22 protein-coding genes are annotated in these 20858 nt (G+C 60.8%); 8 read left to right on the top strand and 14 right to left on the bottom strand.

Annotated features, from left to right (window positions below; all coding sequences use genetic code 11):
• Positions 1–63: 63 nt before the first annotated feature.
• Positions 64–1557, top strand: coding sequence for a leucyl aminopeptidase (locus IFT59_RS10265; protein WP_192086760.1), 1494 nt, complete (start codon positions 64–66; stop codon positions 1555–1557).
• Positions 1557–2006: a DNA polymerase III subunit chi gene (locus tag IFT59_RS10260; RefSeq protein ID WP_062579877.1), complete on the top strand. Its 450-nt coding sequence runs from the start codon at positions 1557–1559 to the stop codon at positions 2004–2006. The genes IFT59_RS10265 and IFT59_RS10260 overlap by 1 nt, the downstream gene beginning before the upstream one ends.
• Here the strand turns inward: IFT59_RS10260 and IFT59_RS10255 are convergent, their stop codons facing one another.
• The 4 genes from IFT59_RS10255 to IFT59_RS10240 all read right to left on the bottom strand — a co-directional run bounded on the left by IFT59_RS10255 (position 2007) and on the right by IFT59_RS10240 (position 6752).
• Positions 2007–2396, bottom strand: coding sequence for a type II toxin-antitoxin system VapC family toxin (locus IFT59_RS10255; protein WP_192086759.1), 390 nt, complete (start codon positions 2394–2396; stop codon positions 2007–2009).
• Positions 2383–2685, bottom strand: a complete 303-nt coding sequence (locus tag IFT59_RS10250) for a type II toxin-antitoxin system VapB family antitoxin (protein WP_192086758.1) — start codon at positions 2683–2685, stop codon at positions 2383–2385. The genes IFT59_RS10255 and IFT59_RS10250 overlap by 14 nt, the downstream gene beginning before the upstream one ends.
• Positions 2686–2755: 70 nt before the next feature.
• Entirely contained in the window at positions 2756–4798 is a 2043-nt protein-coding gene (locus IFT59_RS10245; RefSeq protein WP_192086757.1) for a prolyl oligopeptidase family serine peptidase, read from the bottom strand.
• Positions 4799–4868: 70 nt separating this feature from the next.
• On the bottom strand, positions 4869–6752 hold the full coding sequence (locus IFT59_RS10240; RefSeq protein WP_062453325.1) for an ABC-F family ATP-binding cassette domain-containing protein: 1884 nt from the start codon (positions 6750–6752) through the stop codon (positions 4869–4871).
• 206 nt (positions 6753–6958) lie between these two features.
• Between IFT59_RS10240 and IFT59_RS10235 the strand changes: the two genes are divergently transcribed.
• The gene (locus IFT59_RS10235; RefSeq protein WP_113167324.1) at positions 6959–7837 is read left to right on the top strand and encodes a trypsin-like serine peptidase; all 879 of its coding nucleotides are present in this window, start codon (positions 6959–6961) and stop codon (positions 7835–7837) included.
• A gap of 78 nt (positions 7838–7915) precedes the next feature.
• On the opposite strand, the gene IFT59_RS10230 is transcribed toward IFT59_RS10235, so the two are convergent.
• Positions 7916–8629: a Crp/Fnr family transcriptional regulator gene (locus IFT59_RS10230; RefSeq protein ID WP_192086756.1), complete on the bottom strand. Its 714-nt coding sequence runs from the start codon at positions 8627–8629 to the stop codon at positions 7916–7918.
• A 206-nt stretch (positions 8630–8835) separates the two neighbouring features.
• Between IFT59_RS10230 and IFT59_RS10225 the strand changes: the two genes are divergently transcribed.
• On the top strand, positions 8836–9558 hold the full coding sequence (locus tag IFT59_RS10225; protein WP_062453322.1) for a hypothetical protein: 723 nt from the start codon (positions 8836–8838) through the stop codon (positions 9556–9558).
• 91 nt (positions 9559–9649) lie between these two features.
• Here the strand turns inward: IFT59_RS10225 and IFT59_RS10220 are convergent, their stop codons facing one another.
• Positions 9650–10699: a GGDEF domain-containing protein gene (locus IFT59_RS10220; RefSeq protein ID WP_192086755.1), complete on the bottom strand. Its 1050-nt coding sequence runs from the start codon at positions 10697–10699 to the stop codon at positions 9650–9652.
• A gap of 174 nt (positions 10700–10873) precedes the next feature.
• Entirely contained in the window at positions 10874–11389 is a 516-nt protein-coding gene (locus tag IFT59_RS10215; protein WP_192086754.1) for a DinB family protein, read from the bottom strand.
• 152 nt (positions 11390–11541) lie between these two features.
• Between IFT59_RS10215 and IFT59_RS10210 the strand changes: the two genes are divergently transcribed.
• Both IFT59_RS10210 and ndk read left to right on the top strand, forming a co-directional pair.
• Positions 11542–12231 (top strand): glutathione S-transferase family protein, encoded by a 690-nt coding sequence (locus tag IFT59_RS10210; protein WP_192086753.1) that lies wholly within the window; start codon positions 11542–11544, stop codon positions 12229–12231.
• A gap of 81 nt (positions 12232–12312) precedes the next feature.
• Positions 12313–12735, top strand: coding sequence for a nucleoside-diphosphate kinase (ndk, locus tag IFT59_RS10205; RefSeq protein WP_062453319.1), 423 nt, complete (start codon positions 12313–12315; stop codon positions 12733–12735).
• A 73-nt stretch (positions 12736–12808) separates the two neighbouring features.
• On the opposite strand, the gene IFT59_RS10200 is transcribed toward ndk, so the two are convergent.
• Both IFT59_RS10200 and IFT59_RS10195 read right to left on the bottom strand, forming a co-directional pair.
• Positions 12809–13327: a hypothetical protein gene (locus IFT59_RS10200; RefSeq protein WP_192086752.1), complete on the bottom strand. Its 519-nt coding sequence runs from the start codon at positions 13325–13327 to the stop codon at positions 12809–12811.
• Complete coding sequence (locus IFT59_RS10195) at positions 13324–13887, bottom strand: CGNR zinc finger domain-containing protein (RefSeq protein WP_192086751.1); 564 nt, start codon at positions 13885–13887, stop codon at positions 13324–13326. The genes IFT59_RS10200 and IFT59_RS10195 overlap by 4 nt, the downstream gene beginning before the upstream one ends.
• A gap of 67 nt (positions 13888–13954) precedes the next feature.
• Here IFT59_RS10195 and IFT59_RS10190 point away from each other — a divergent pair, with 67 nt between their 5' ends.
• On the top strand, positions 13955–14851 hold the full coding sequence (locus IFT59_RS10190) for a branched-chain amino acid ABC transporter permease (protein ID WP_192086750.1): 897 nt from the start codon (positions 13955–13957) through the stop codon (positions 14849–14851).
• A 3-nt stretch (positions 14852–14854) separates the two neighbouring features.
• On the opposite strand, the gene IFT59_RS10185 is transcribed toward IFT59_RS10190, so the two are convergent.
• From IFT59_RS10185 to uvrC, 4 genes are all read right to left on the bottom strand, one after another.
• A complete protein-coding gene (locus IFT59_RS10185) occupies positions 14855–15313 on the bottom strand; it encodes a molybdenum cofactor biosynthesis protein MoaE (protein WP_062453315.1) in 459 nt (152 codons plus the stop codon).
• Between the two features lie 15 nt (positions 15314–15328).
• The gene (gene moaD / locus IFT59_RS10180; RefSeq protein ID WP_184654879.1) at positions 15329–15583 is read right to left on the bottom strand and encodes a molybdopterin converting factor subunit 1; all 255 of its coding nucleotides are present in this window, start codon (positions 15581–15583) and stop codon (positions 15329–15331) included.
• Complete coding sequence (pgsA, locus tag IFT59_RS10175; RefSeq protein WP_062453313.1) at positions 15580–16170, bottom strand: CDP-diacylglycerol--glycerol-3-phosphate 3-phosphatidyltransferase; 591 nt, start codon at positions 16168–16170, stop codon at positions 15580–15582. Before pgsA ends, moaD begins: the two co-directional genes overlap by 4 nt.
• A 129-nt stretch (positions 16171–16299) precedes the next feature.
• Positions 16300–18354 (bottom strand): excinuclease ABC subunit UvrC, encoded by a 2055-nt coding sequence (gene uvrC, locus IFT59_RS10170; RefSeq protein ID WP_174195946.1) that lies wholly within the window; start codon positions 18352–18354, stop codon positions 16300–16302.
• Between the two features lie 741 nt (positions 18355–19095).
• Here uvrC and IFT59_RS10165 point away from each other — a divergent pair.
• Positions 19096–19734, top strand: coding sequence for an outer membrane protein (locus IFT59_RS10165; RefSeq protein WP_062453311.1), 639 nt, complete (start codon positions 19096–19098; stop codon positions 19732–19734).
• 101 nt (positions 19735–19835) lie between these two features.
• On the opposite strand, the gene IFT59_RS10160 is transcribed toward IFT59_RS10165, so the two are convergent.
• Entirely contained in the window at positions 19836–20846 is a 1011-nt protein-coding gene (locus IFT59_RS10160; RefSeq protein ID WP_062579906.1) for a Bug family tripartite tricarboxylate transporter substrate binding protein, read from the bottom strand.
• Positions 20847–20858 lie beyond the last annotated feature (12 nt).

Raw genomic sequence — 20858 nt, 5'->3', positions numbered from 1 at the left:
GCGTTCGCGACCGAAAGGGTGAAGATCGGGCCTTTCTTCCGCACCACAATGCCTGGAGCTGTAATGTCCATGAAATTCGATATCGCCTTTTCCGCCTCCGCCGTCATCGATGGAGGACTTGCGATTCAGCTCAAGCTTTCGGGAGATGCGGTAGCCGCCAGTGTCGCCGAAGTCGATCCGCAGGCTGTTGCGGTAAGGGCGGCGGGCATCGCCAAGTTCAAAGGCAAGGCGTTGTCGACGCTGGATATTCTGGCCCCGGCCGGATCGAAGGCCGATCGGCTTATCGTGCTGGGTCTCGGCAAGGCCGACAAGCTGACAGCCTACGACTGGCTGAAGGCGGGTGGCGTCGCGGCCGCTGCGGTCAAGACGATGGAGAAGGTGACGGTGTTCCTCGATGCACCCGGTGCCGACGTCGGCGCGGCCGAAGCTGCGGATTTCGCGACCGGCATGCTGCTGCGCGCCTACAAGTTCGATACCTACAAGACGAAGAAGAAGGACGACGACGAGGACAAGTCGCCGAAGACGGTGACCGTCACCATCGTCACCGCAAAAGCGGATGCGGCGACTGAGCAATTCGTCTCGGCGAAGGCCATTGCCGAGGGTGTGATTCTTGCCCGCGACCTGGTCAATCTGCCGCCCAACGTGCTTGGCCCGATCGAGTTTGCGCAGAAGGCGAAGGATCTGGAATCGCTTGGCGTTGACGTGGAGATCCTGACCGAGACAGAGATGACGGAACTCGGCATGGGCGCTCTGCTCGGCGTCGCCCAGGGCTCTTCCCGGCCACCGCGGCTGGCGGTCATGACCTGGAACGGCGGCACGCCGGGAGATCAGCCGGTCGCCTTTGTCGGCAAGGGTGTCGTTTTCGATACCGGCGGCATTTCGATCAAGCCGAGCCTCGGCATGGAAGACATGAAGGGCGACATGGGCGGAGCTGCCGCCGTGACCGGCCTGATGCACACGCTCGCCGCTCGCAAGGCCAAGGCGAACGTGATCGGCATTATCGGCCTGGTCGAAAACATGCCTGACGGCAACGCCCAGAGACCCGGCGATATCGTCACCTCGATGTCCGGCCAGACGATCGAGATCGTCAATACCGATGCGGAAGGCCGTCTCGTGCTGGGCGATGCGCTCTGGTACTGCAAGGAGCGCTTCAAGCCGCGCTTCATGATCGATCTCGCGACGCTGACCGGCGCCATCGTCGTCGCACTCGGCAACCTCCATGCCGGACTGTTTTCCAACGATGACGCGCTGGCGGACGAACTGACACAGGCGGGCGAGACAAGCGGCGAAAAGCTCTGGCGCATGCCGCTCTCCAAGGACTACGACAAGATGATCGACAGCCGCTTTGCCGACATGAAGAACAGCGGCGGCAGGCAGGCCGGCTCGATCACCGCGGCGCAGTTCCTCAAGCGTTTCGTCGGCGATACGCCCTGGGCGCATCTCGACATCGCGGCAACGGCGCTCAATTCGCCGCAGAACGAGATCAACCAGTCCTGGGCATCCGGTTACGGCGTACGCCTGCTGGACGAACTTGTCCGCAGGAACTACGAGAACTGATGACCGAAGTACTGTTCTATCACCTGACCGAATCGAAGCTCGAAGATGCGCTGCCGGCGCTTCTCGAAAAGAGCGTCGAGCGCGGCTGGAAGGTGGTCGTTCAGACAGCCGAAGATGTGCGTCGGGATTTTCTCGACGCACATTTGTGGACGTTTCGCGATGACAGTTTTCTGCCGCATGGCACCGATGCAGCGCCGATGCCGCAGGAGCAACCGGTCCTGCTGACGGCGACTCCCGAGAACCAGAATGCCGCAACCGTGCGTTTCGTCGTCGACGGCGCCGAGCCGCCGCCGCTCGACCCCTATGAGCGCGTCGTCTTCATGTTCGATGGCTACGACCAGCTTCAGCTGGAAGGCGCGCGCGCCCAGTGGAAGAAGCTGAAGGGCGATGGACATGCGCTGACCTACTGGCAGCAATCGCCCGAGGGACGCTGGGTGAAAAAGGCCTGATCAGGCAAGGTCGGTCCGCGCAAAATCTCCGCCGACATAGAGAAGCGGCAGACCCGACTGGCGGGCGCCGGCATAGGAGAAGCAATCCCCGAAATTGAGCTTTGCCGGATGGCGGCCCTTGTCGTAGCGGGCGAAGGCGTCTATGGCGGCAGACGCGACATCGTAGGATGCTGGCAGGACAGAAATCTCGAAGCGTTCGACGAAGCGCTGTACCAGCAGCTTTGTTTCTTCGGGTTGCCTGCCAAGCCGGGTCGCCAGCACAGTCGCCGATTCGTAGATCACGGTCGGTCCCGTGCAAATCGACCGGCTCTCTGCCATGCGCCCCAGAAGCTCGTTTGCCCTGTCGCCGTCGATCAGGATTTCAACGACGACCGAGCTATCGATGAACATCGTTCTCGCCCCACATCTCGTCGAGATAAGCCTTTTCATCAAACGGGGGCAGCGACTCATTGGGTGGCATGTTGAAATCTTGCCTCAGCCGCTCCAACCGGTCTCGCAAAGCCTGCAGTCGTTCGCTTCGTGTCGTGTTGTCGGAGACAGGTTCAGTTCGTTGATGAACCTCTCCCACCACGCGCTCCAGCGCCTGGCGAACCGCATCCTCCTTGCTCGGAGCATTCAGGATTTTCTGCGCCTGTTCGGCAAGCGCATCGAGAACCGGGTCGGTGATATGAAGCGTCATGGTCATGCCTCACAGGGTTGCAAACGGACGGTAGTGTATCCGCGGATTTGGCACAACCGATGGCTTCCGCTCACGCCTTCACGATCGTCTCGCGCAGAAAACTGTAGCCCATTGCCAATCGCGCCGCCTGTTCAAGCGTATCGCCGGCGCCGCCGTGACCGCCCGAGCCGTATTCGTGAAACAGAGGACGATGCCCGGCGTCGATCAGTCGCTTGGCGAAACGGCGGGCATGCGATGGATGCACGCGGTCGTCGTTGGTCGAGCTTTCGATGTAGATCGGCGGATAGGTCACCTCAGCCGCGGGGTCTATATTGTGGAGCGGCGAATAGGTCAGCATCGCGGCAAGCTCTTCCGCGACGTCAGGGTTGCCGTATTCGTCCATCCAGGCCTTGCCGGCTGGGAAGACGTGGAAACGCGACATGTCGATGACGGGGACCGAGGTCCAGATTGCGCCGAAATCTTGTGGATAGCGCGTTGCCATGACAGCGGTCAGAAGACCGCCATTGCTGCCGCCATGGCAGGCGATGCGCGACGGTTTTGTGATGCCACGTGCGACAAGATCGCGGGAGACTGCGACGAAATCCTCGAACGCCTTGTGACGGCCCTTGCCCTTGGCGACCGTGTGCCAGTCGGGGCCGAATTCCGCGCCGCCGCGGATATAGGCCTGTACATAGGCGCCGCCATGTTCGAGCCAGACGCCGGTATTGCCCGAGTAGTAGGGAGCAAGCGGCCAGCCGAAGCCGCCATAGCCATACATCAGGACCGGCAGTTCGCCCTTCTCCCACGTCTTCGGGTAGACGATGTGATAGGGGATTTTCGTCCCGTCTTCGGACGTGGCCTGCAGAAGCTCGGACTGCATTCCCTGCGCATCGAAATAGGCGGGTGAGACGCCGGTTGGAACCAGTTCGGGTGCATGCGAGCGATCCGTCAGGTCGAGACGCCATGTCCCGTAGGGCTGCAGGAAGCCCTGGCCGATGACGGTCAGGATTTCCTCGCCGCGCGTGAGGTCGGCATCGAGCGTGCGGAATCCGACGGTCTGCAGAGTGGACGGCAGCTGCAGTTCCTGCGGCTGCGCATCCGGTTTCGTGAGGTCGATCAGGAATAACCGCGGCACCATCACGTCGCTGACGACGAATGCGCCCCAGGTCTTGAACAGCGTGAACTGAGTGACGGTCTGCCCGTGTTCAGGGCTAAAGAGAACACGGGCAGCACCCAGCGGCTCATCCGAATACGGGATGAATTCCTGCAGGATCAGGCTGCCGGTCGGATAGCGCTCGTCACTCTTGGCGCGCCAGAGCAGATGGCGATGGTTGGCGGTGACATCGATCCTGTCGGGCAGATCGAGACGCCGGAGCGCACCTTGTCCATCGCGGACATGGACGCTCATCCGGTCGATCTCGTGGATGACGGTAAAGAACTCGATCGGCTGCTTGTCCGAACCGCCGTTCCAAAACAGTGGATCGATGATCCCGCCGGTCGCCTGAACGTCGTCGGGGCCCGCCTCGAACAGGATCGGTGCATCTTTCGGATCCATGCCGCGCCTCAGCCGGCGGCCGACGCGGGGCCAGCCAGAGCGGGTGGCGGAAAAGTCGTCGATCGATCCGAAATAGGCGATCTCGTCCGGGCCGATCCAGCTTGCATGGGCCCGCGCCACCGGCGTGTCGAAACCGCCCTCGACGACCGCCTTCGCCTCCGTGTCGAACTCCAGCAGCCGCATCTGGTCGGATCCGCCGTCGGACAGGATGACGAGAACACGGGTCGGCTCGTAAGGGGAGGTGACGGCGCCACTATAGATCCAGCGCTTGCCTTCGGTAACGCAAAAGGCATCGAAATCGAAAATGGTTTCCCAGGCCGCGTCGTGGCGCGGCTCGTCTGCTGCCGGTAGTCGGCGCCAGAGACCGAGCGGATTGTCCTTGGTGCGATGAAAGTCGAACTGCCAGCGTCCGCGCCGCGCCGGCACGATCAGCCGGTCCTCGCGCTCGAACATCGCCTTCAGCGTGTCGCGGTCCGCTTCGAATTGGGGTGTTTCCAGGGCGTCCGCTGAGATTGCGTTCTGCTCGGCGATAAAGGCGAGCGTGCGGGCGTCGTCGTCGGTTTCGAGATAAAGATCCATCGAAGGCCTCCTCTGGCTGCAGCACCTTAGCTAGGCATGCAGAGGGGCAGGGGCAACCGGATTACGAAACTCAGCCGGCCATCGCCTCTTCGTATTCGGAAGACAGCATCAGCCATTGCTCTTCGGCGGCCGAGAGCTTGGCCGCGGCCTCGCCCCGTTCCTTGGCCTTGGTTGCAGCCTTTGCCGGCGTCTTTTCATAGAGCGCCGGGTCTGCAAGCTCTTTATCAAGCGCCTGAATCAGCTTCTCAAGCTTGGCCGTCAAGGCCTCGGCATCGTTGATCTTTTTGCGCAAGGGGGCGAGCGAGGCACGCCTTTCGGCGCTCGCCTTGCGCTGTTCGACCTTCGATGCCGCATCGTCAATCAGCTGCGGTTTTTCTTCTTTTTTTTTACCGGAACTGACAATCAGGTCGCGGTATTCTTCGAGATCTCCCTCGAAGGTTTGCACCGTGCCGTTGTTGACGAGCCAGAGACGATCGACCGTCGCCTCGATCAGATGCCGATCATGGGAGATAAGAATGACCGCGCCCTGATAGTCGTTGAGCGCCTCGATCAGGGCTCTTCGGCTGTCGATGTCCAGATGGTTGGTCGGCTCGTCGAGGATGAGGAGGTTGGGCGCGTGGAAGGCGGCAAGCCCCATCAGCAGGCGCGCCTTTTCGCCGCCCGACAGATCCTTTGCAGGCGTCGACATCTTTTCTGTCGCAAGCCCCATCTGGGCGACGCGGGCGCGTACCTTGCCTTCCGGGACTGACGGCATCAGGCGGCGCACGTGCTCCACGGGAGAATCACCCGGGACGAGGTCGTCGAGCTGGTGCTGTGCGAAGAAGCCGATCTTCAGGCTTGGCGCGAGCTTCAGTTCGCCGCTTTCGGCGGCAAGCCGGCCGGCGATGAACTTGGCGAAGGTCGACTTGCCGTTGCCGTTCGAGCCAAGCAGGGCGATGCGGTCGTCATGGTCGATCCGGAGCGTGATGTTCTTGAGGATCGGCTTGCCCGGCTCGTACCCGACGGCACCGTTCTGCACCGAGATGATCGGCGAGGCGGGTTGCTTTTCGGGCTCGGGGAAGGTGATTGGCTGGACATGATCCTCGATAACAGAGGCGACCGTTCCCATCCGCTCCAGCGCCTTGACGCGGCTCTGCGCCTGCTTGGCCTTGGAGGCCTTGGCCTTGAAACGGTCGATGAAGGTCTGCAAATGCTTGCGGGCCGCATCGTTCTTCACCTTGGCCTTGGTCTGCAGCTCGTCGTTTTCCGCCTTCTGGCGTTCGAACTGGTCATAGCCGCCGCGATAGAAGGTAAGCTTCTTCTGGTCGAGATGGACAATCGACGTGACCGCATTGTTGAGCATGTCGCGGTCATGGCTGATGACGATGACGGTGTGCGGATAGCGGCGCACGTAATCTTCCAGCCAGAGCGTGCCTTCAAGATCGAGATAGTTGGTCGGCTCGTCGAGCAAAAGCAGGTCCGGCTCGGCAAACAGAACCGAAGCAAGCGCCACACGCATTCGCCAGCCGCCGGAAAATGACGAGGCAGGCCGAAGCTGAGCTTCCTGCGAAAAGCCAAGGCCCGCGAGAATGCTGGCGGCGCGCGCTTCCGCCGAATGGGCGTCGATGTCGACGAGGCGCATCTGGATGTCGGCAATCCTGTCCGGATCGGTGGCCGTCTCCGACTCGGCCATCAGCGCTGCGCGTTCCTTGTCGGCGGCGAGCACGATTTCCAGCAGCGAATCCTCGGTGCCGGGCGCTTCCTGAGCCACCTGTCCGAGCTTGGCGCTCTTCGGATAGGAGACCGAGCCGGTCTCCGAGCTGAGCTCGCCGGTAATCAGCTTGAACAGCGTCGATTTGCCCGCACCGTTGCGGCCCACAAGCCCGGCTTTGGTGCCGGCGGGCAGCGTCACGCTGGCATGGTCGAGGAGAAGGCGCCCGGCAATACGGGCGGAAAGGTCGGTAATGGTAATCATGGCCGCGGTTTTGGCCGAAACCGGGCGTGAAGGCAAGACGGCGGCCGTCGCGATTTACGGGCATTGTGCGCTGCGAAGGGACAATCTCTCAAGGATCTCCCCCTGTTCCTCCGGGAACAGCCCTCCAGACCGCGCCCATCTAGGTTCGTCCCTGGCCACTCGGCCGAAGCATCCCTGACGGATGTTCGAACAAGGAGGGTTGAGAGATGAAGTTTTGGAAAGCGTCATGCCTGACACTTTTGGTGTCGGTTTCCTTTGCACCGGCAGGCGCATTCGCCGATGACCGGTTCACCTGCTGGGCACCGACCGCGGCGCAGGCGGCCTTTACCGCAGACTACTGGACGGATGAGCGCCGTCGCAATGCAATCCCCGCTCCCGGCCTACTGCCGGAGAGCGGCATGCCAGGTGGCGACGTACATTCCCTCGAAGGGACCGAGGTCAAGCAGGCACCGATCAAAGAGGCTCCGTTCAAGTTCGGTGGCAAGCTGTTCTTTAGCCTGGGCGGAATCGATCAAGCGGCCAGCGCCCAGTTCGTCTCCGACGACAAGATCATCATCGGGGCGGCACACGCCATGTGGCTGAATGGAGACCAGGCCAGCAACGTGGTGTTCTATCCGGGTTATGACGGAGCGCCGGGCGAGGCTTATCCTATCGACATGGCGTCCGTCCTGACGGCGTGGACGAAGATACCGCAAGTCCCGGGCCTTGCCGCGGCCGCAGTCGATTACGCGGTCATGCGCAGTACCAAGGCATCGACGTCTGGAAAATTCCAGCTGCGTCTCGCTAAGGTGCCTGAGAAAACCGAACTCACCCTGATGGGATATCCCGGACGGCTGGATGGTGGCGAGTACATGTTCATGGAGGACCCGTCGATCAGCGTCAGCGATGCGACGGCTTACGAGGCAAAGCCGCATCCGATGTACGGCGGCGGTGCCAGTGGCGGCGCGTGGTTCCTGCCGGCTGAGAATAAGGCTTTCGAAATCTTCAGCGTCGTGTCGAATGGCAGCCCTAGTAACGTCAAGGGGCCGCATTTCACGCATGAGACCGAGGAAATGATCGAGTACGTCAAGGGTGGCTGCAAGTAGCAATCGCAAAAGGGCAGGCGACCTGCGCGACGGACCTTAAAATCCGTCGCGCTCGGCGTCGCGCCTTGGACCACCCTGTCAATTGTCGGTCGCCCCCTCGCGCGACATGATCTTCAGCGATCGGTAGTCGAGGATGATCAGGCGGCCGCGCCGCATGCCGAGCACGCCGTCGCCCTTCCAAGCCTGAAGCTGCGCGTTCACTCGTGGGCGGCTGGCATTGATCAGTTGCCCCATTTTCTCCTGCGATATCGCTCTGTCGATCAGCAGCCCCTCCGCTGTGCTGCGGCCGTGCAGGCGGGCGAGATCGACGAGAAGACGCGCAAGCCTGGTCTGCAGCGTATGCAGTGCCATGCCTTCGGCAAAGGCCATCGTCTTTCTGAGCTTGCGTGCGAATGTCTTCATCAGAAAAGCCGACATCTGGGGCATGCGGGTGATCTCACTGAATGCGCTGCGACGGACCACCATCACGCGGGTCTCACCGGCCGCGACCGCGTTCGCGAAGTGGGTGCAGCCGAGGGTGAGTTCGACATCTCCCAGAACGTCGCCAGCGCCGAGCTCGGCGAAGATCACTTCATGCCCATCCTCCGAGATGAAATAGAGGTGCACGCAACCGGACGCGATGATCGACAGCGCGTCGCAGGCCTGACCGCTGAAAAACAGCGTCTGGCCGTCCCTATAGAGGCGGCTCGCCGACCCCGACACGAGACGCGAGTACGTGTCGTCGTCGAGATCGTCGAACCACGCGGAATGTCGGATGTCGTTGTTGATCTTGGAGATAAGGTTCGATGTCATAAACCCACTCGGACGCTGAGGTGTCGCTTGCCGTCTGAGCCGTGATACGGATAAATGCAATCAAAAGTTGTTACATGCGTGACATTCTCCAGCGATAAATCATTCTAGGTTGTACTCACGGCAGGAATTGCCGTTGGTAGCCGAACGGGCCGTTCGGTCCGGTCCGCATGTCGCGGCGGCAAGAATGTCAAAGAGGAGAGGTCAGCATGCGTGTTATGATGGGAAGGGAATCGATCGAGATCTTCGAGAAACAGGATCTGGGGACGCCCTATACGCTTACGGTCATGAACGAGAACCCGAAGTTCCAGAGTTATGCGTTGTTCCAGACGATACCGGACGTGGTCGGCGCGTCGCAGAGCCCGTTGTCTCTGGCATGGATGATCGGCAACGCGGCCTCGGGCAGCCCGGAAAACCCGAGCACGTCGGTATTCAGCTGGACGATCGACTACTCGATCAGCGCCGGTTACATCCAGGAACTGGGTTCGACACTCAACCCGCGGGCATTTGCTACCGCCAGCAAATGTGACGTGGTTCTCGATGGCCTGAACAACGTCGCCGTAACCTATCAGGGCGCGTTCCCGAACGGTGCTCCGGCGTTCCCGACAAATCCGACCAGCGGCCCCGCAGGTGTCTTTCTCGTGCGGGCGAACAACCTGATCCCGTCGGTTCTGCAGCAGGCCAGTGTCCGGATGTCGCTGAACGTGGGTCTTGCGATGGGCGGCAAACCGGCCGTCGCCGTGCAGCTCGAGCCAAACCTCGACTACACATTCACGCCGAAGCCGAGCTATTTCATCATCGCCGGCTCGTTCATCGAGGGGCAGGTGATCGATACGGCCATCTCGTCCGCAGCGTTTCCGGTCCAGTTCGCGCAGGGCGTGACCAGAAAGACAATCCGCTTCACGCAGGAAAACCAGTTCGTTCCCGCCTGACGCCGACGCGATCGACTTTTTGCTGAAATGCAGGACGCGGCGCCCGGATGGGCCGCCGCGTCAATGTCGTATGGAGGATCGGAGAGCGTGCTCAGGAGACACGACGGCTTGGATCGCCGAAGATCGCCACGGTTTCGGTTCCGGCGCCTGAACCATGGACACGAAGGCTTTCGAGTGCGGTTGCCGCATGCAGCTTGATCTGTTGCGGCGAGAATGCCTCGGTCGAGAGCGCCACGCCGATCGACAGCCGCATGTGGGGGTAATGCCCTTCACCGGAACCTGCAAACACGAGGCTATCGGCGATCGAAGTTACGAGTCGATCGGCGATCGCTTTTGCACCGCTCCGATCGACATCCTCGAACAGAAACGCAAAGCTGTCGGTCGCGGTCCGGGCCAGAAAGTCGTTCTTCTTGATCGCCTTGCGGAAAATGGCGGCGGCACGCTTGACGATCCGGCCGGCAGTCACCTGGCCATAGGTCTGCGCCAACTCGCCGAGATCGACGAGCCGGACCACGAAAAGGGCGGCCGCGCGGTGCTCGGCGGCCGGCGCGTAGAGGAGATCCAGCTTTTCGGCCAGCGCCACATGGTTCGGAAGCCCGGTCAGCCGGTCGGACAGAGAATTGGTTCGGGCCGCTTCCGCCAGATTGCTCGACATCAGCAGCCGGTCCGCGGCAAGCTCCAGAGATTTGGTGAGACCGATCTCGGCGGAGAGCGTTTCGCTGAGGTTCGCCTGAAGATGATCGAGCTCGGCCTGAATGTCGGCGAGACCGCTGGCACTTCCGCTCCGAAGGCTTTCGGCCGCCGTCTCCAGCGCACGTACGAAATTCTGCTTCTTCAGCGTGGCCTGGGCAATCGTGCCGACGAGATCGAGAACGCGTCTCGTTTCCTCGTCCCGGTTGGCGATCGATAGAACCACGAAGCCGGGAAGCTGGTAGCGCAGGCCGATCTCGTCGATCTGGGCCTGGGTAGCGCCGGCCGGAAGCGTGGCGACGTCGCGGGTAAGCGCCGGATCGGACCCCGACAGCGCTTCGTGGAACAGCGTGTAATTGCGAGGAAGACCGGCAACGTCCTGCTTTGCCATCTGCTGCGCTACGACAGCCAGGCTCCTGTCACGCGATTGCCGTGCATTGTCCGCCGACATGATCCACCTATTCCTTAGGGTCTCGTTACTGTCTCGTTTCAGGAAAACAGTACGCGAGATCGAGGGTTAAGAACGCCTGAAACGTTGGCTTTTGTCAGGCGTTTGAAGACGTCTCGTTGCGAATAAGGTTAAGGCTGAGTTCACAACCCCTGTTTGTCCTAAAGCCGTATTACGTTAAACCTGCATCCACTGTTTTCCATGCCCGCGTAGGAAGGCGATCATATCGAGCACTACGGAGGGCTTGCCGAGCGAGGTGAGGATGGCGTGCACCTGTCCCCGGTGGTGGGTCTGGTGGTTGAAGAGATGGGCGAGAACCGGCGCCACTGGTTCGGTGACCTCCGTCGGAACGGTCACCGGCGTATAGGTGACGGTGGTGCTGAGCGCGTTATCGGTCAGAGACCCGAGATAGTTCGTAATACGCACATCTTCTGCGTCACGCGCCGTGCGCAGGTCAGAGAAATCCTCGAACAGAACGGCCCCCAGATCCGTCGGGGCCGTGCCGTCTCCGGTCAGGCGGCGCATCCAGATGCGGTCGGCAACGAGGATATGGTTGAGCGTGCGGTGGACTAATCCGAAGAAGGCGCCACGATCTTCGCGATATTCGGCGTCCGTCAGCGCGGCACAGGCATCGTAGACCTGTGAGTTTGCCCAGGAATTGTAAGCGGCAAGCATCTGGAAATGGCGCAGCATTCAAAGCGTCTCCGGTTGTTCACGTGTAATCATACCGGATTTGTCGGCCAACCCGAGGGGCAGGGGTTGATACCACCCATGAAATTTCCTGACTGGATTTGTGAGGCTTCCCATCCCATCATGTGCGGTGAGTGACAGATCAGGAGCCCATGATGACACGCATTCTCTATTCCCTCTGCGGCGCTGACGCGCACCGGCCCTTTTCGCCGCATGCGTGGAAAGTGGTGATGGCGCTCAAGCACAAGGGGCTCGAATACACGGAGCAGCCGACACCGTTTACGCAGATCCCCAACCTGGAGAACGGGTTTTCCAGGACCGTGCCGATCCTGCGGGACGGAAACGAACTGATCCGTGACAGTTTCGACATCGCGGTCTATCTGGACGAGCGCTATCCCGACCGTCCGACCCTGTTCGGCGGGGAAGGCGGCAAGGCGCTCTCCCGGTTTGTCGAGGGTTTTTCGCAGACGGTGGTACACGGCGCAATCGCGAGGATCGCAATCAAGAGCGTGCACGATACGCTGGGGCCGGCCGACCAGGCCTATTTCCGCAGCAGCCGCGAGGCCATATTCGGCCGGTCGCTGGAAGAGGTCGCCGCCGACCGGCAGCGGGAAATCGACACCTTCGCCGAGAAACTGAAGCCGGTTACGCACACGCTGAAATTCCAGCCTTTCCTCGGCGGCGAGGCGCCGCTGTTTGCCGACTACATTCTGTTCGGCGCGCTGCAGTGGCTGCGGGTGACGGATGGTGCCGACGTGCTGGGCAAGGACGGCCTGCTGGCTTCGTGGTTCGAGCGTCTGCTCGACCTTCATGACAGCGCAGGACGCGTTGTGACGGCTGCGTGAAATTAGGCCCATCCCCCTTGTTTCCCGCGAAAGGGGCGGTTAAACACCGCCCACTTTCCGTGGAAACAAAGGATGAGACCAATGGCGATTGAACGCACGTTTTCGATGATCAAGCCGGACGCAACGAAGCGCAACCTGACCGGTGCCATCACCAAGGTATTTGAAGACAACGGCCTGCGCATCATCGCATCCAAGCGCGTCTGGATGAGCAAGCGCGAAGCTGAAGGCTTCTACGCCGTTCACAAGGAACGTCCTTTCTTCGGCGAACTCGTCGACGGCATGACGTCTGGCCCGACCATCGTTCAGGTTCTCGAAGGCGAAGGCGCCATCCTGAAGAACCGCGAAATCATGGGCGCGACCAACCCGGCCAACGCCGACGAGGGCACGATCCGCAAGCAGTTCGCCCTGTCGATCGGCGAAAATTCGGTTCACGGTTCGGATGCTCCGGAAACCGCTGCCCAGGAAATCGCTTACTGGTTCGCCGAAACCGAAATCGTCGGCTGATTGCTGACGGATCGGTTTGATCTACAAAAGGCCGGGGCATTCGCTCCGGCCTTTTTTGCTGTCTGCGGCAAGGTCATGGAGTCGCCGGGCAGCCGGTTCGCCCGGAGAAGTCGGTCGAGCCATCGGCCTTGAACATGTCGGGGTTGGGTGTGTAGGCCGGGCCGACGACCAGCGGTGCCGCCGGTATCACAGACTGATCGACATCCGACGTCACGGTGGTTTCGATCACCTGCAGCACCTCGCCGGACGCGCCTGTCAGCGTGATGGCCACGCGGTAGGGCCTGTCCTTCCGGACGCACTGGACGAACGGGCTGGCAAGCGTGAGGACATCGTCGACATCGAGCACTCTCTCTTCAGTGAAAAGCGCCGGTCCGCCCTGCGGATCTTCGAATTCCGCTCTGGCGCGGCTTTCCTTAGGGATGGCAGCGACCCTTCGCAGCGTAACGAGGTAGTTAGCGGTAGCCACCCGGTAGTTGAAGACGAAAATCCGGCCGGACAGTTCGAAATACACGCCTTCCGACGGTCGCTGGCAGCCAGTCACAATCAGGCCCATCACGCAGAGCCCGGCTGATATCGCTGCCCTCCACCTCATGTTGCGTCTCCAGCCGAAGGTCCTCCACCGCGGCTGCGGCGATAGTGGCGGTTCGCCTTCACGCGGTTGCCGCAGACGGTCATGTCGCACCAGCTTCTGCTACGGTTGCGGCTTCGGTCGATAAACAGCCAGCCGCAATTGCGGCAGCTCTTGAGGCGGGAAATCTGATCGTCGCCAAGAAGCCGCAAGGCCGAGCGAGCGGTGGCAGCCTCGAGCGAGCCGGTGCCGGTTCCGCGCAACGCCACAGCCGCCGCGCCAAGCAGATCCGCCAGTTTGTGCGGGTCATCCTCGCCATCCGCTCGAGCACGGAAATACCGGTCGATCGCCTCCCGAAGCACGAGGAAATCGCCGCGTCTTTCCGCGGCGACTGGCGTCACTTCTCCAAACAACGCCCGCTCCGCCGAGAATTCTCCGGCCGCCTCGGGAAAGGCATCCATCTGCTGCGGAGAGGCGAAGCGATCAATGCGGCGTGACGGATCGATGCGCAGTATGACGCTGTTGGCGACATCGAGCGCCAAGGCGCCACCGACGAAACGATGCGGGGTCCAGGTGAAATCCATCCCAGAATTATAACTGGTGTAACGCGGTTTACCAGTTATATTCGTGTCATCCTTTTGGGGTTTGCCGATGGCCTATCTGCTCCAGCAATTGGCGAATGCTGTGCCGCTGTCGGTACTCTACGCAACGCTTGCCTTCGGCTACGTGATCGGCTTTGCGCTGACGAAGCGCGCAGACATCGCCTATGGCGCCATCTTTGCTTTTTCCGGCCATCTCTACGTGTTGTTCGCGCAGCTCGGCTGGGACGAGTTCTGGCTTGTCCTGCCGGCGGCACTGGCGATGGGGGCGGGCGCGGCGATCGTCGGCGGCGTCGCGACCGGGATCGTGGTCGGCGGGCTGACCCTGCGGTTGATCGAAAGGCATGCGCGCAACGCGCCGATCGTCGCCGCGCTGGGCGTGCTGCTGGTGCTGATGGAGGGCGCTCGGCTTGCCTCCGGCTCCCGGGAGATCTGGCTGTCGCCGTTTCTGAACCGTGCCGTTCCGCTCTGGGCGGGTCACAGTTTCGCAATAACCCTGACGCTGATCCAGTTGCTTAATACCGGCCTGATGCTGGCAATGATCGCGGCCGGCTGGCTGGTAATTGATCATACAAGCCTCGGGCGCATCTGGCGGGCGGTGGCCGACGACAAGATTGTGGCCCAACTCTGCGGCATCAGTTCCCGTCTGGTATTCGTCCTCGCCTACGCGGCAGCATCTCTGTACGCCTCCGTCGCAGGCGTGTTGGCGACCTCGTATTACGGAACGATGGACTTCGGCGCCGGGTTGCTGATCAGCATCAAGATCGTCCTGATTGCTGCAGCCGGAGGCCATTCGCATCCGCTGCGGTCGGCAGCCGGTGCCGCCGCTGTCGGTTTCGCCGAAACACTGTGGAGCGGTTACGGTCCGATCCTGTGGCGGGACTTCGCCATCGGGCTGGTGCTGGTTGCGGTTCTCGTCATCAGCCGGCGGGAAAGGGTGGTCCCGTAAACCTCAGCGCCACCGATCGCGGGCGGTATCGTCGGCGTCTTTCGCATCGACCCAGGACCGGGGCGAACCGTCAGCCGCGTGTTCCTTTTTCCAGAACGGCGCCGATGTCTTCAGAAAATCCATCACGAAATTGGCGCCATCGAAGGCTGCCTGGCGATGCGAGGCGACGGCGATGACGAGGACGATATTGGCGCCGGGCGCGATCTTGCCGTAGCGGTGGATGGCGGTCAGTCCGAGAAGCGAAAAGCGGTCGATGGCAAGAAGGGCGATGCGGTTCATCTCGGCTTCCGCCATGCCCGGATAATGCTCCAATTCCAGCGCCGAGAGCGCTCCCTGCTCGTCACGGCAAAGACCGCAGAAGCTGACCACCGCGCCGATATCCATGCGGCCGGCAGTGAGGAGATCGATCTCCGATCGCAGATCGAAATCGTCGGTCTGGACGCGGATCGTGGGCATCGTCATCAGATTGTCTTCCGTTTACCCGCCTGTCATCGGGGGGAAAATGCCGATCTCGCGTGCTCCGGCGATCTTTTCGAAATGCTCCACATGCTCTTGGTCGATCGCGACGCGAATGACCTCGGGATATTGCAGCGCGTTCTCGTATTCCTCGCCGAGCGTCTTCAGGTGATTGAGGAGATCACGCGCGGTAAGGACCTCAGGCGGTAGGTCGAGATCTTCCTCGGTTTTGCCGATTCTCTCGCGCACCCAGGCGAAATAGACGAGTTTTGTCATCCCTCGTCATCCACGAGATGCTTGAGACCGGCGCGGAAATAGTCGTAGCCGCTGTAGAAGGTGAGGGCCGCGGCGACCCAGAGAAGGCCGATGCCGATCTGCGTCGTGAACGGCAGGAACTTGTCGCCGGCAGGTCCGGCCAGCAGGAAGGCGATCGACACCATCTGGATCGTCGTCTTCCACTTGGCGATGCGGGTCACCGGCACCGATACCTTGAGCGCCGCCAGATATTCACGCAGGCCCGAGACGAGAATTTCGCGGCAGAGAATCGTGATTGCAGCCCACAGCGACCAGCCGGCAATCGTCTGATCGGCGGCAAGCAGCAGCAGCACGGCGGCAACCAGAAGCTTGTCGGCGATCGGATCCAGCATGCGGCCGATATTTGACGTCTGGTTCCAGATACGGGCCAGATAGCCATCCAGATAGTCGGTCAGCGACGCCACGACGAAGATCCAGAATCCGGCCCAGCGGGCAAAATCCGAGCTTTCCAGCTTTCCTTCGATGAAGAAGCACAGAACGATCACCGGTACGGCAAGGATGCGCGCATAGGTCAGAAGATTGGGAATGTTGTACGCGCGGGAAGCCATGATGGACCTGTGCTTGAGGGTTGCCTCTAGTTGAGGTTTCGAGACGCCAGCGTCAACAGTTTTCGAGGCTTTTTTACAGTTGGTTGAGATGCATACGCTGTTTTGATGACCCATGCATGTCGTTCATCGTCATCCACTTCGGCTTTCGTGGAAGTGATTATAGACCTGTTTTGCCACCGCTTCGGAGATTCCTTCGACCGCCATCAGATCGTTGAGACCTGCGCGGGACACGGCCTTTGCGGTGCCGAAATGCTGCAGCAGCTTGCGCTTTCGGCCCGGCCCGATGCCCGCGATTTCGTCGAGCGGGTTCTTGATCATTTCCTTTTTGCGCCGGGCCCGGTGCGAGCCGATCGCGAACCGGTGCGCTTCGTCGCGCATGCGCTGGACGAAGTAGAGGACGGGATCGCGTGGCGGCAGAGAAAAATCGCTGCGGCCATCGGCAAAGAAGCGTTCGCGGCCGGCATCGCGGTCGACACCTTTGGCCACCCCGATCGCCGTCACCACGTCTCGGATGCCAAGTTCGTCGAGGATGGTGCGCACAGCCGTCATCTGGCCCTGGCCGCCATCAATCAGGATTACATCGGGCCAGGCCGGAAACGCGGCATCGTTGATGTCATCGCTGGTCGCCTCGACGGGTTTCGGCGTCGAGATGCTGCGATCAGGAATGCCTTCTTCCTTGATCAGTCGCGAGAAGCGCCGGGTCATGACCTCTCGCATCATGCCGAAGTCGTCGCCGGGGGTGATGTCGGTCGATTTGATGTTGAACTTGCGGTACTGGCCCTTCACAAATCCTTCCGGACCCGCGACGACCATGCCGCCGACGGCATTGGTGCCCATCATATGCGAGTTATCGTAGATCTCGATGCGCCGGGGCTGGTAGGGCAGGCTGAAGGTTTCGGCGAGACCCTTGAGAAGGCGCGCCTGCGACGATGTTTCGGCCAGCTTGCGGCCATGTGCTTCGCGCGCATTGGCAGCGACGTGATCGACAAGATCGCGCTTTTCGCCACGCTGCGGCACCAGGATCGAGACCTTGTGTCCCGCCTTTTCGGAAAACGCGAGCGCCAGCAGTTCCTGCTCCTCGACCGTTTCCGACAGCAGAATCTGCTTGGGAACCGGCTTGTCGTCATAGAACTGCGCGAGAAACGCGTTGAGGACCTCGGCTCCTGCCATCTGAGGATCGGCCTTCGGGAAATAGGCGCGGTTGCCCCAGTTCTGGCCGGTGCGGAAGAAGAACACCTGGATGCAGGTAAGCCCGCCTTCGTGGTGGATGGCGAAGATATCGGCTTCCTCGACGCCGGCCGGATTGATGCCCTGGTGGCTCTGGACGTGGCTGAGCGCTGCAAGCCGATCGCGATAGATCGCGGCGCGCTCGAAATCCATGTCTTCGGAGGCTTCCGACATCTGCCTGGCGATGACGGTCTTCACGTTCTGGCTCTGGCCCGAAAGAAAGTCCGAGGCTTCCTTGACGAGCTCGGCATAGCCCTCGTCGCTGACTTCATGGGTGCAGGGGCCGGAACAGCGTTTGATCTGATAAAGAAGACAGGGACGCGTGCGGCTCTCGAACACGCTGTCTGTGCAGGTGCGCAGCAGGAACGCACGCTGTAGCGAGTTGATCGTTCGGCCGACGGCAGAGGCCGATGCGAACGGTCCGAAATACTGGCCTTTGCGGGCGCGGGCGCCTCTGTGTTTCATCAGGGCAGGGGCACGGTGATCGCCGCTGATGAGAATATACGGAAACGACTTGTCGTCGCGCAGCAGAACGTTGAACCGCGGACGTAACCGCTTGATGAGGTTCGCTTCAAGCAGCAGCGCCTCGGTCTCCGTCCGCGTCGTGACGAATTCCATATGCGTGGTTTCGCGCACCATGCGGGTGAGGCGGTTGGAATGCAGTCGGCCCTGCGCATAATTGCTGACGCGTTTCTTGAGGCTCTTCGCCTTGCCGACATACATCACGTCGCCGGCCTCGTTGAACATCCGGTAGACGCCCGGCGCGTTCGGAAGGTGCTTGACGAACTCGGCGATCAGGTCGGCGCCCTTGAGGCCCGTGTCGTGGCGGACAGCCTCGTTCCAGTCGATGGACGTGGTGATAGCCGCAGCGACCGCTTCCGGTGCCAGGGCATCGTCGTCGTCTTCTTCGTTTCCGTCATAAAGAACGCCGCCATCGGGCACATTCTTCGCGTTCATCGCATGTCTCCGCCGGCAGAATCAGTTCAGACGACTATTTCTGCGGGCTCATCTCGTCTTTGTGATCATCCAACCCGAAGAAATCGGCGACTCGGGGCTGAAGCTGTTCGCCAACAGATAGTGTTTTGCCGGCAGCTTTGGAAGCGTGCCACCACGCCTGCATTTCTCTCTCAGCAAACGTGCTCGCGGGGTCCTGGAAGCGAATACGGCAGGAATTCGGCCTCGTTTCGACCGGAAATGACGATTTGCAAGTAGGAGTTCTGCAGGATGCTGTGATGGCGTTGATGCGTTGCTCGGCTAAATTTGAGTTAAACTCGAATAAAGGAGGCTAAATCTCGCGCCTCTCGGAGTCGTGATATGTATCGAGGCTGTTTGACAGCGTTTGTTCGCAATGTTAAGAAACGGTCAAGAAATGTAAAATGCTCTATAGTGCGATTAACGTCTCGTTATCCTTGACGATATACCTGTGGCGATGAAGCAACATCGAAATTTAGCCGTCTAGCTGCCACAAACAATTCACATTTCGGCTCTTTCAATTCCTCAATTGCCCCCCAAATTCGTCCTCAGCCAGCAGGGAACAAAGCTGTCGTCAACTCTGTTGATGTGACACTTGCCCGGCAGCCTACAGCGCCGATACCCGAAAGGGTGCGCAGGGACGTTGTAGCAATTAGGAATACTCGTGTCGGACCTTCCGAAACCCGAAGTGGTTTTTGAGCCGATGCGCCAAACGGAGAAAAAGGTATGCGTATTCTCGTCGCGACTCTGATGGCCTCGGCTGCCAGCTTTATTGCAATTTCCTCGGCCAGCGCTGCTGACGCCGTCGACCAGATTCCTGCAGCTCCTATGGCTGTTGAAGAAGTCGCACCGGCCGCTACGTGGCAGGGCTTCTACCTCGGCGCCACTGGTTCCTACGACTGGGGCCGTTTCGGCGGTGGCGACTACAATGCCAAGGGTGCAGGCGGCGGTGCTTATACCGGTTACAACTGGCAGAGCGGCCAGGTTGTGTACGGTATCGAAGCTGACGTCGGCTACAACGGCCAGGACGGCAGAACATCCGGCGGTTACCGTGGCGAAGCTGGCTGGGACGGTTCGGTCCGCGGCCGCGTCGGTTACGACCTCAACCCCTTCTTGATCTACGGTACGGCTGGTGTCGCGCTGCAGAACAACGAACTCAAGGATGCAACGTCGTCTGACGACAAGACATCCGTTGGTTATACGGTCGGCGTCGGTGCTGAAGCATTCGTCACCAGCAACATCACGACCCGTATCGAATATCGCTACACGGACTTCGCAGCCAAGGACTACAGCCTCGACAGCGGCAACGTCTCCAAGGGCTTCGACGACCACAGCGTTAAGGTCGGTATCGGCGTAAAGTTCTAATAAGAACAACAAAAAGCCGGGAGCGTTTCCCGGCTTCTCATCTAAAAGCCCGTTGTCACCAACGGGCTTTTTTCATGCGTGGTTTTCGGTCGGTATAACGGTCAGTCCATCTGGATATTGGCGTTCTTGACGACCGGGGTCCATTTTGCGAGTTCGGCTGTCACGTGTTTGCCGAGTTCCTCCGGGGTAGACCCGACGATCTTGGCGCTGAAATCCTTCATCCTCGCGACAACTGCCGGGTCCTGTAGCGCCTTGTTGGCGGCGTCGTTCAGTTTTGCGACCACTTCAGGCGGCGTGCCGGCCGGTGCGAACAGGGCGTTCCAGGTGTAGGTCTCGTAACCCGGTACCGTCTCGGCAATCGTCGGCACGTCCGGGAACGAAGCTGCCCGCTCGGCAGTGGTGACGCCCAGTGCCTTCAGAGTTCCCGCCTTGATATGCGGAGACGAGGAGGGCAGGTTGTCGAACATGATCGAGATCTGGTTGCCGATCAGGTCGTTGAGGGCAGGACCCGCGCCCTTGTAAGGAACATGCTCCATCTTGACGCCGGTCATCGCCTTGAACAATTCGCCCGAGAGATGCAGGGGCGTGCCGTTGCCCGACGACGCGTAAGAATATTTCTCCGGCTCCTTCTTGAGGAGCTCCACCAGTTCCGCCACCGTGTTGACCGGCAGTTTCGGATTGATGACCAGAACGTTCGGCACGATGACCAGTAGCGAGACAGGCGCAAAATCCTTCTCGGGGTCGTAGGGCTTCTGCTTCAGGATCAGCGGGTTGAGCGCGTGGGTCGCAACCGTGCCCATCAGGATTGTGTAACCGTCCGGCTCCGCACGCGCGACGCGGTCGGCGCCGAGATTGCCGCCGGCTCCGGCGACGTTTTCAACCACGATCTGCTGGCCGAGGATATCACCCATCTTCTGCGCCACGACTCGACCGACAACATCCGTCGATCCGCCGGCTGCAAACGGCACGACGAGGGTGATCGTCTGGTCGGGAAACGACTGGGCCGCAGCCCCGGTGGCTGAAAGTCCCAGTGACATCAGGGACAGGGCCGAGCCTGCAAGGACTACGGAAAGGCGCAGGGCGGTTCGCCGCGTCAACGCTGATCGCTTCATGAAATTCCTCCG

Origin of the sequence: Rhizobium sp. CFBP 8752 (assembly GCF_014842035.1) — a bacterium.
In the GTDB taxonomy this organism is placed as follows: Bacteria; Pseudomonadota; Alphaproteobacteria; order Rhizobiales; family Rhizobiaceae; genus Neorhizobium; species Neorhizobium soli.
This window is presented reverse-complemented; position numbering and strand designations above follow the sequence as displayed.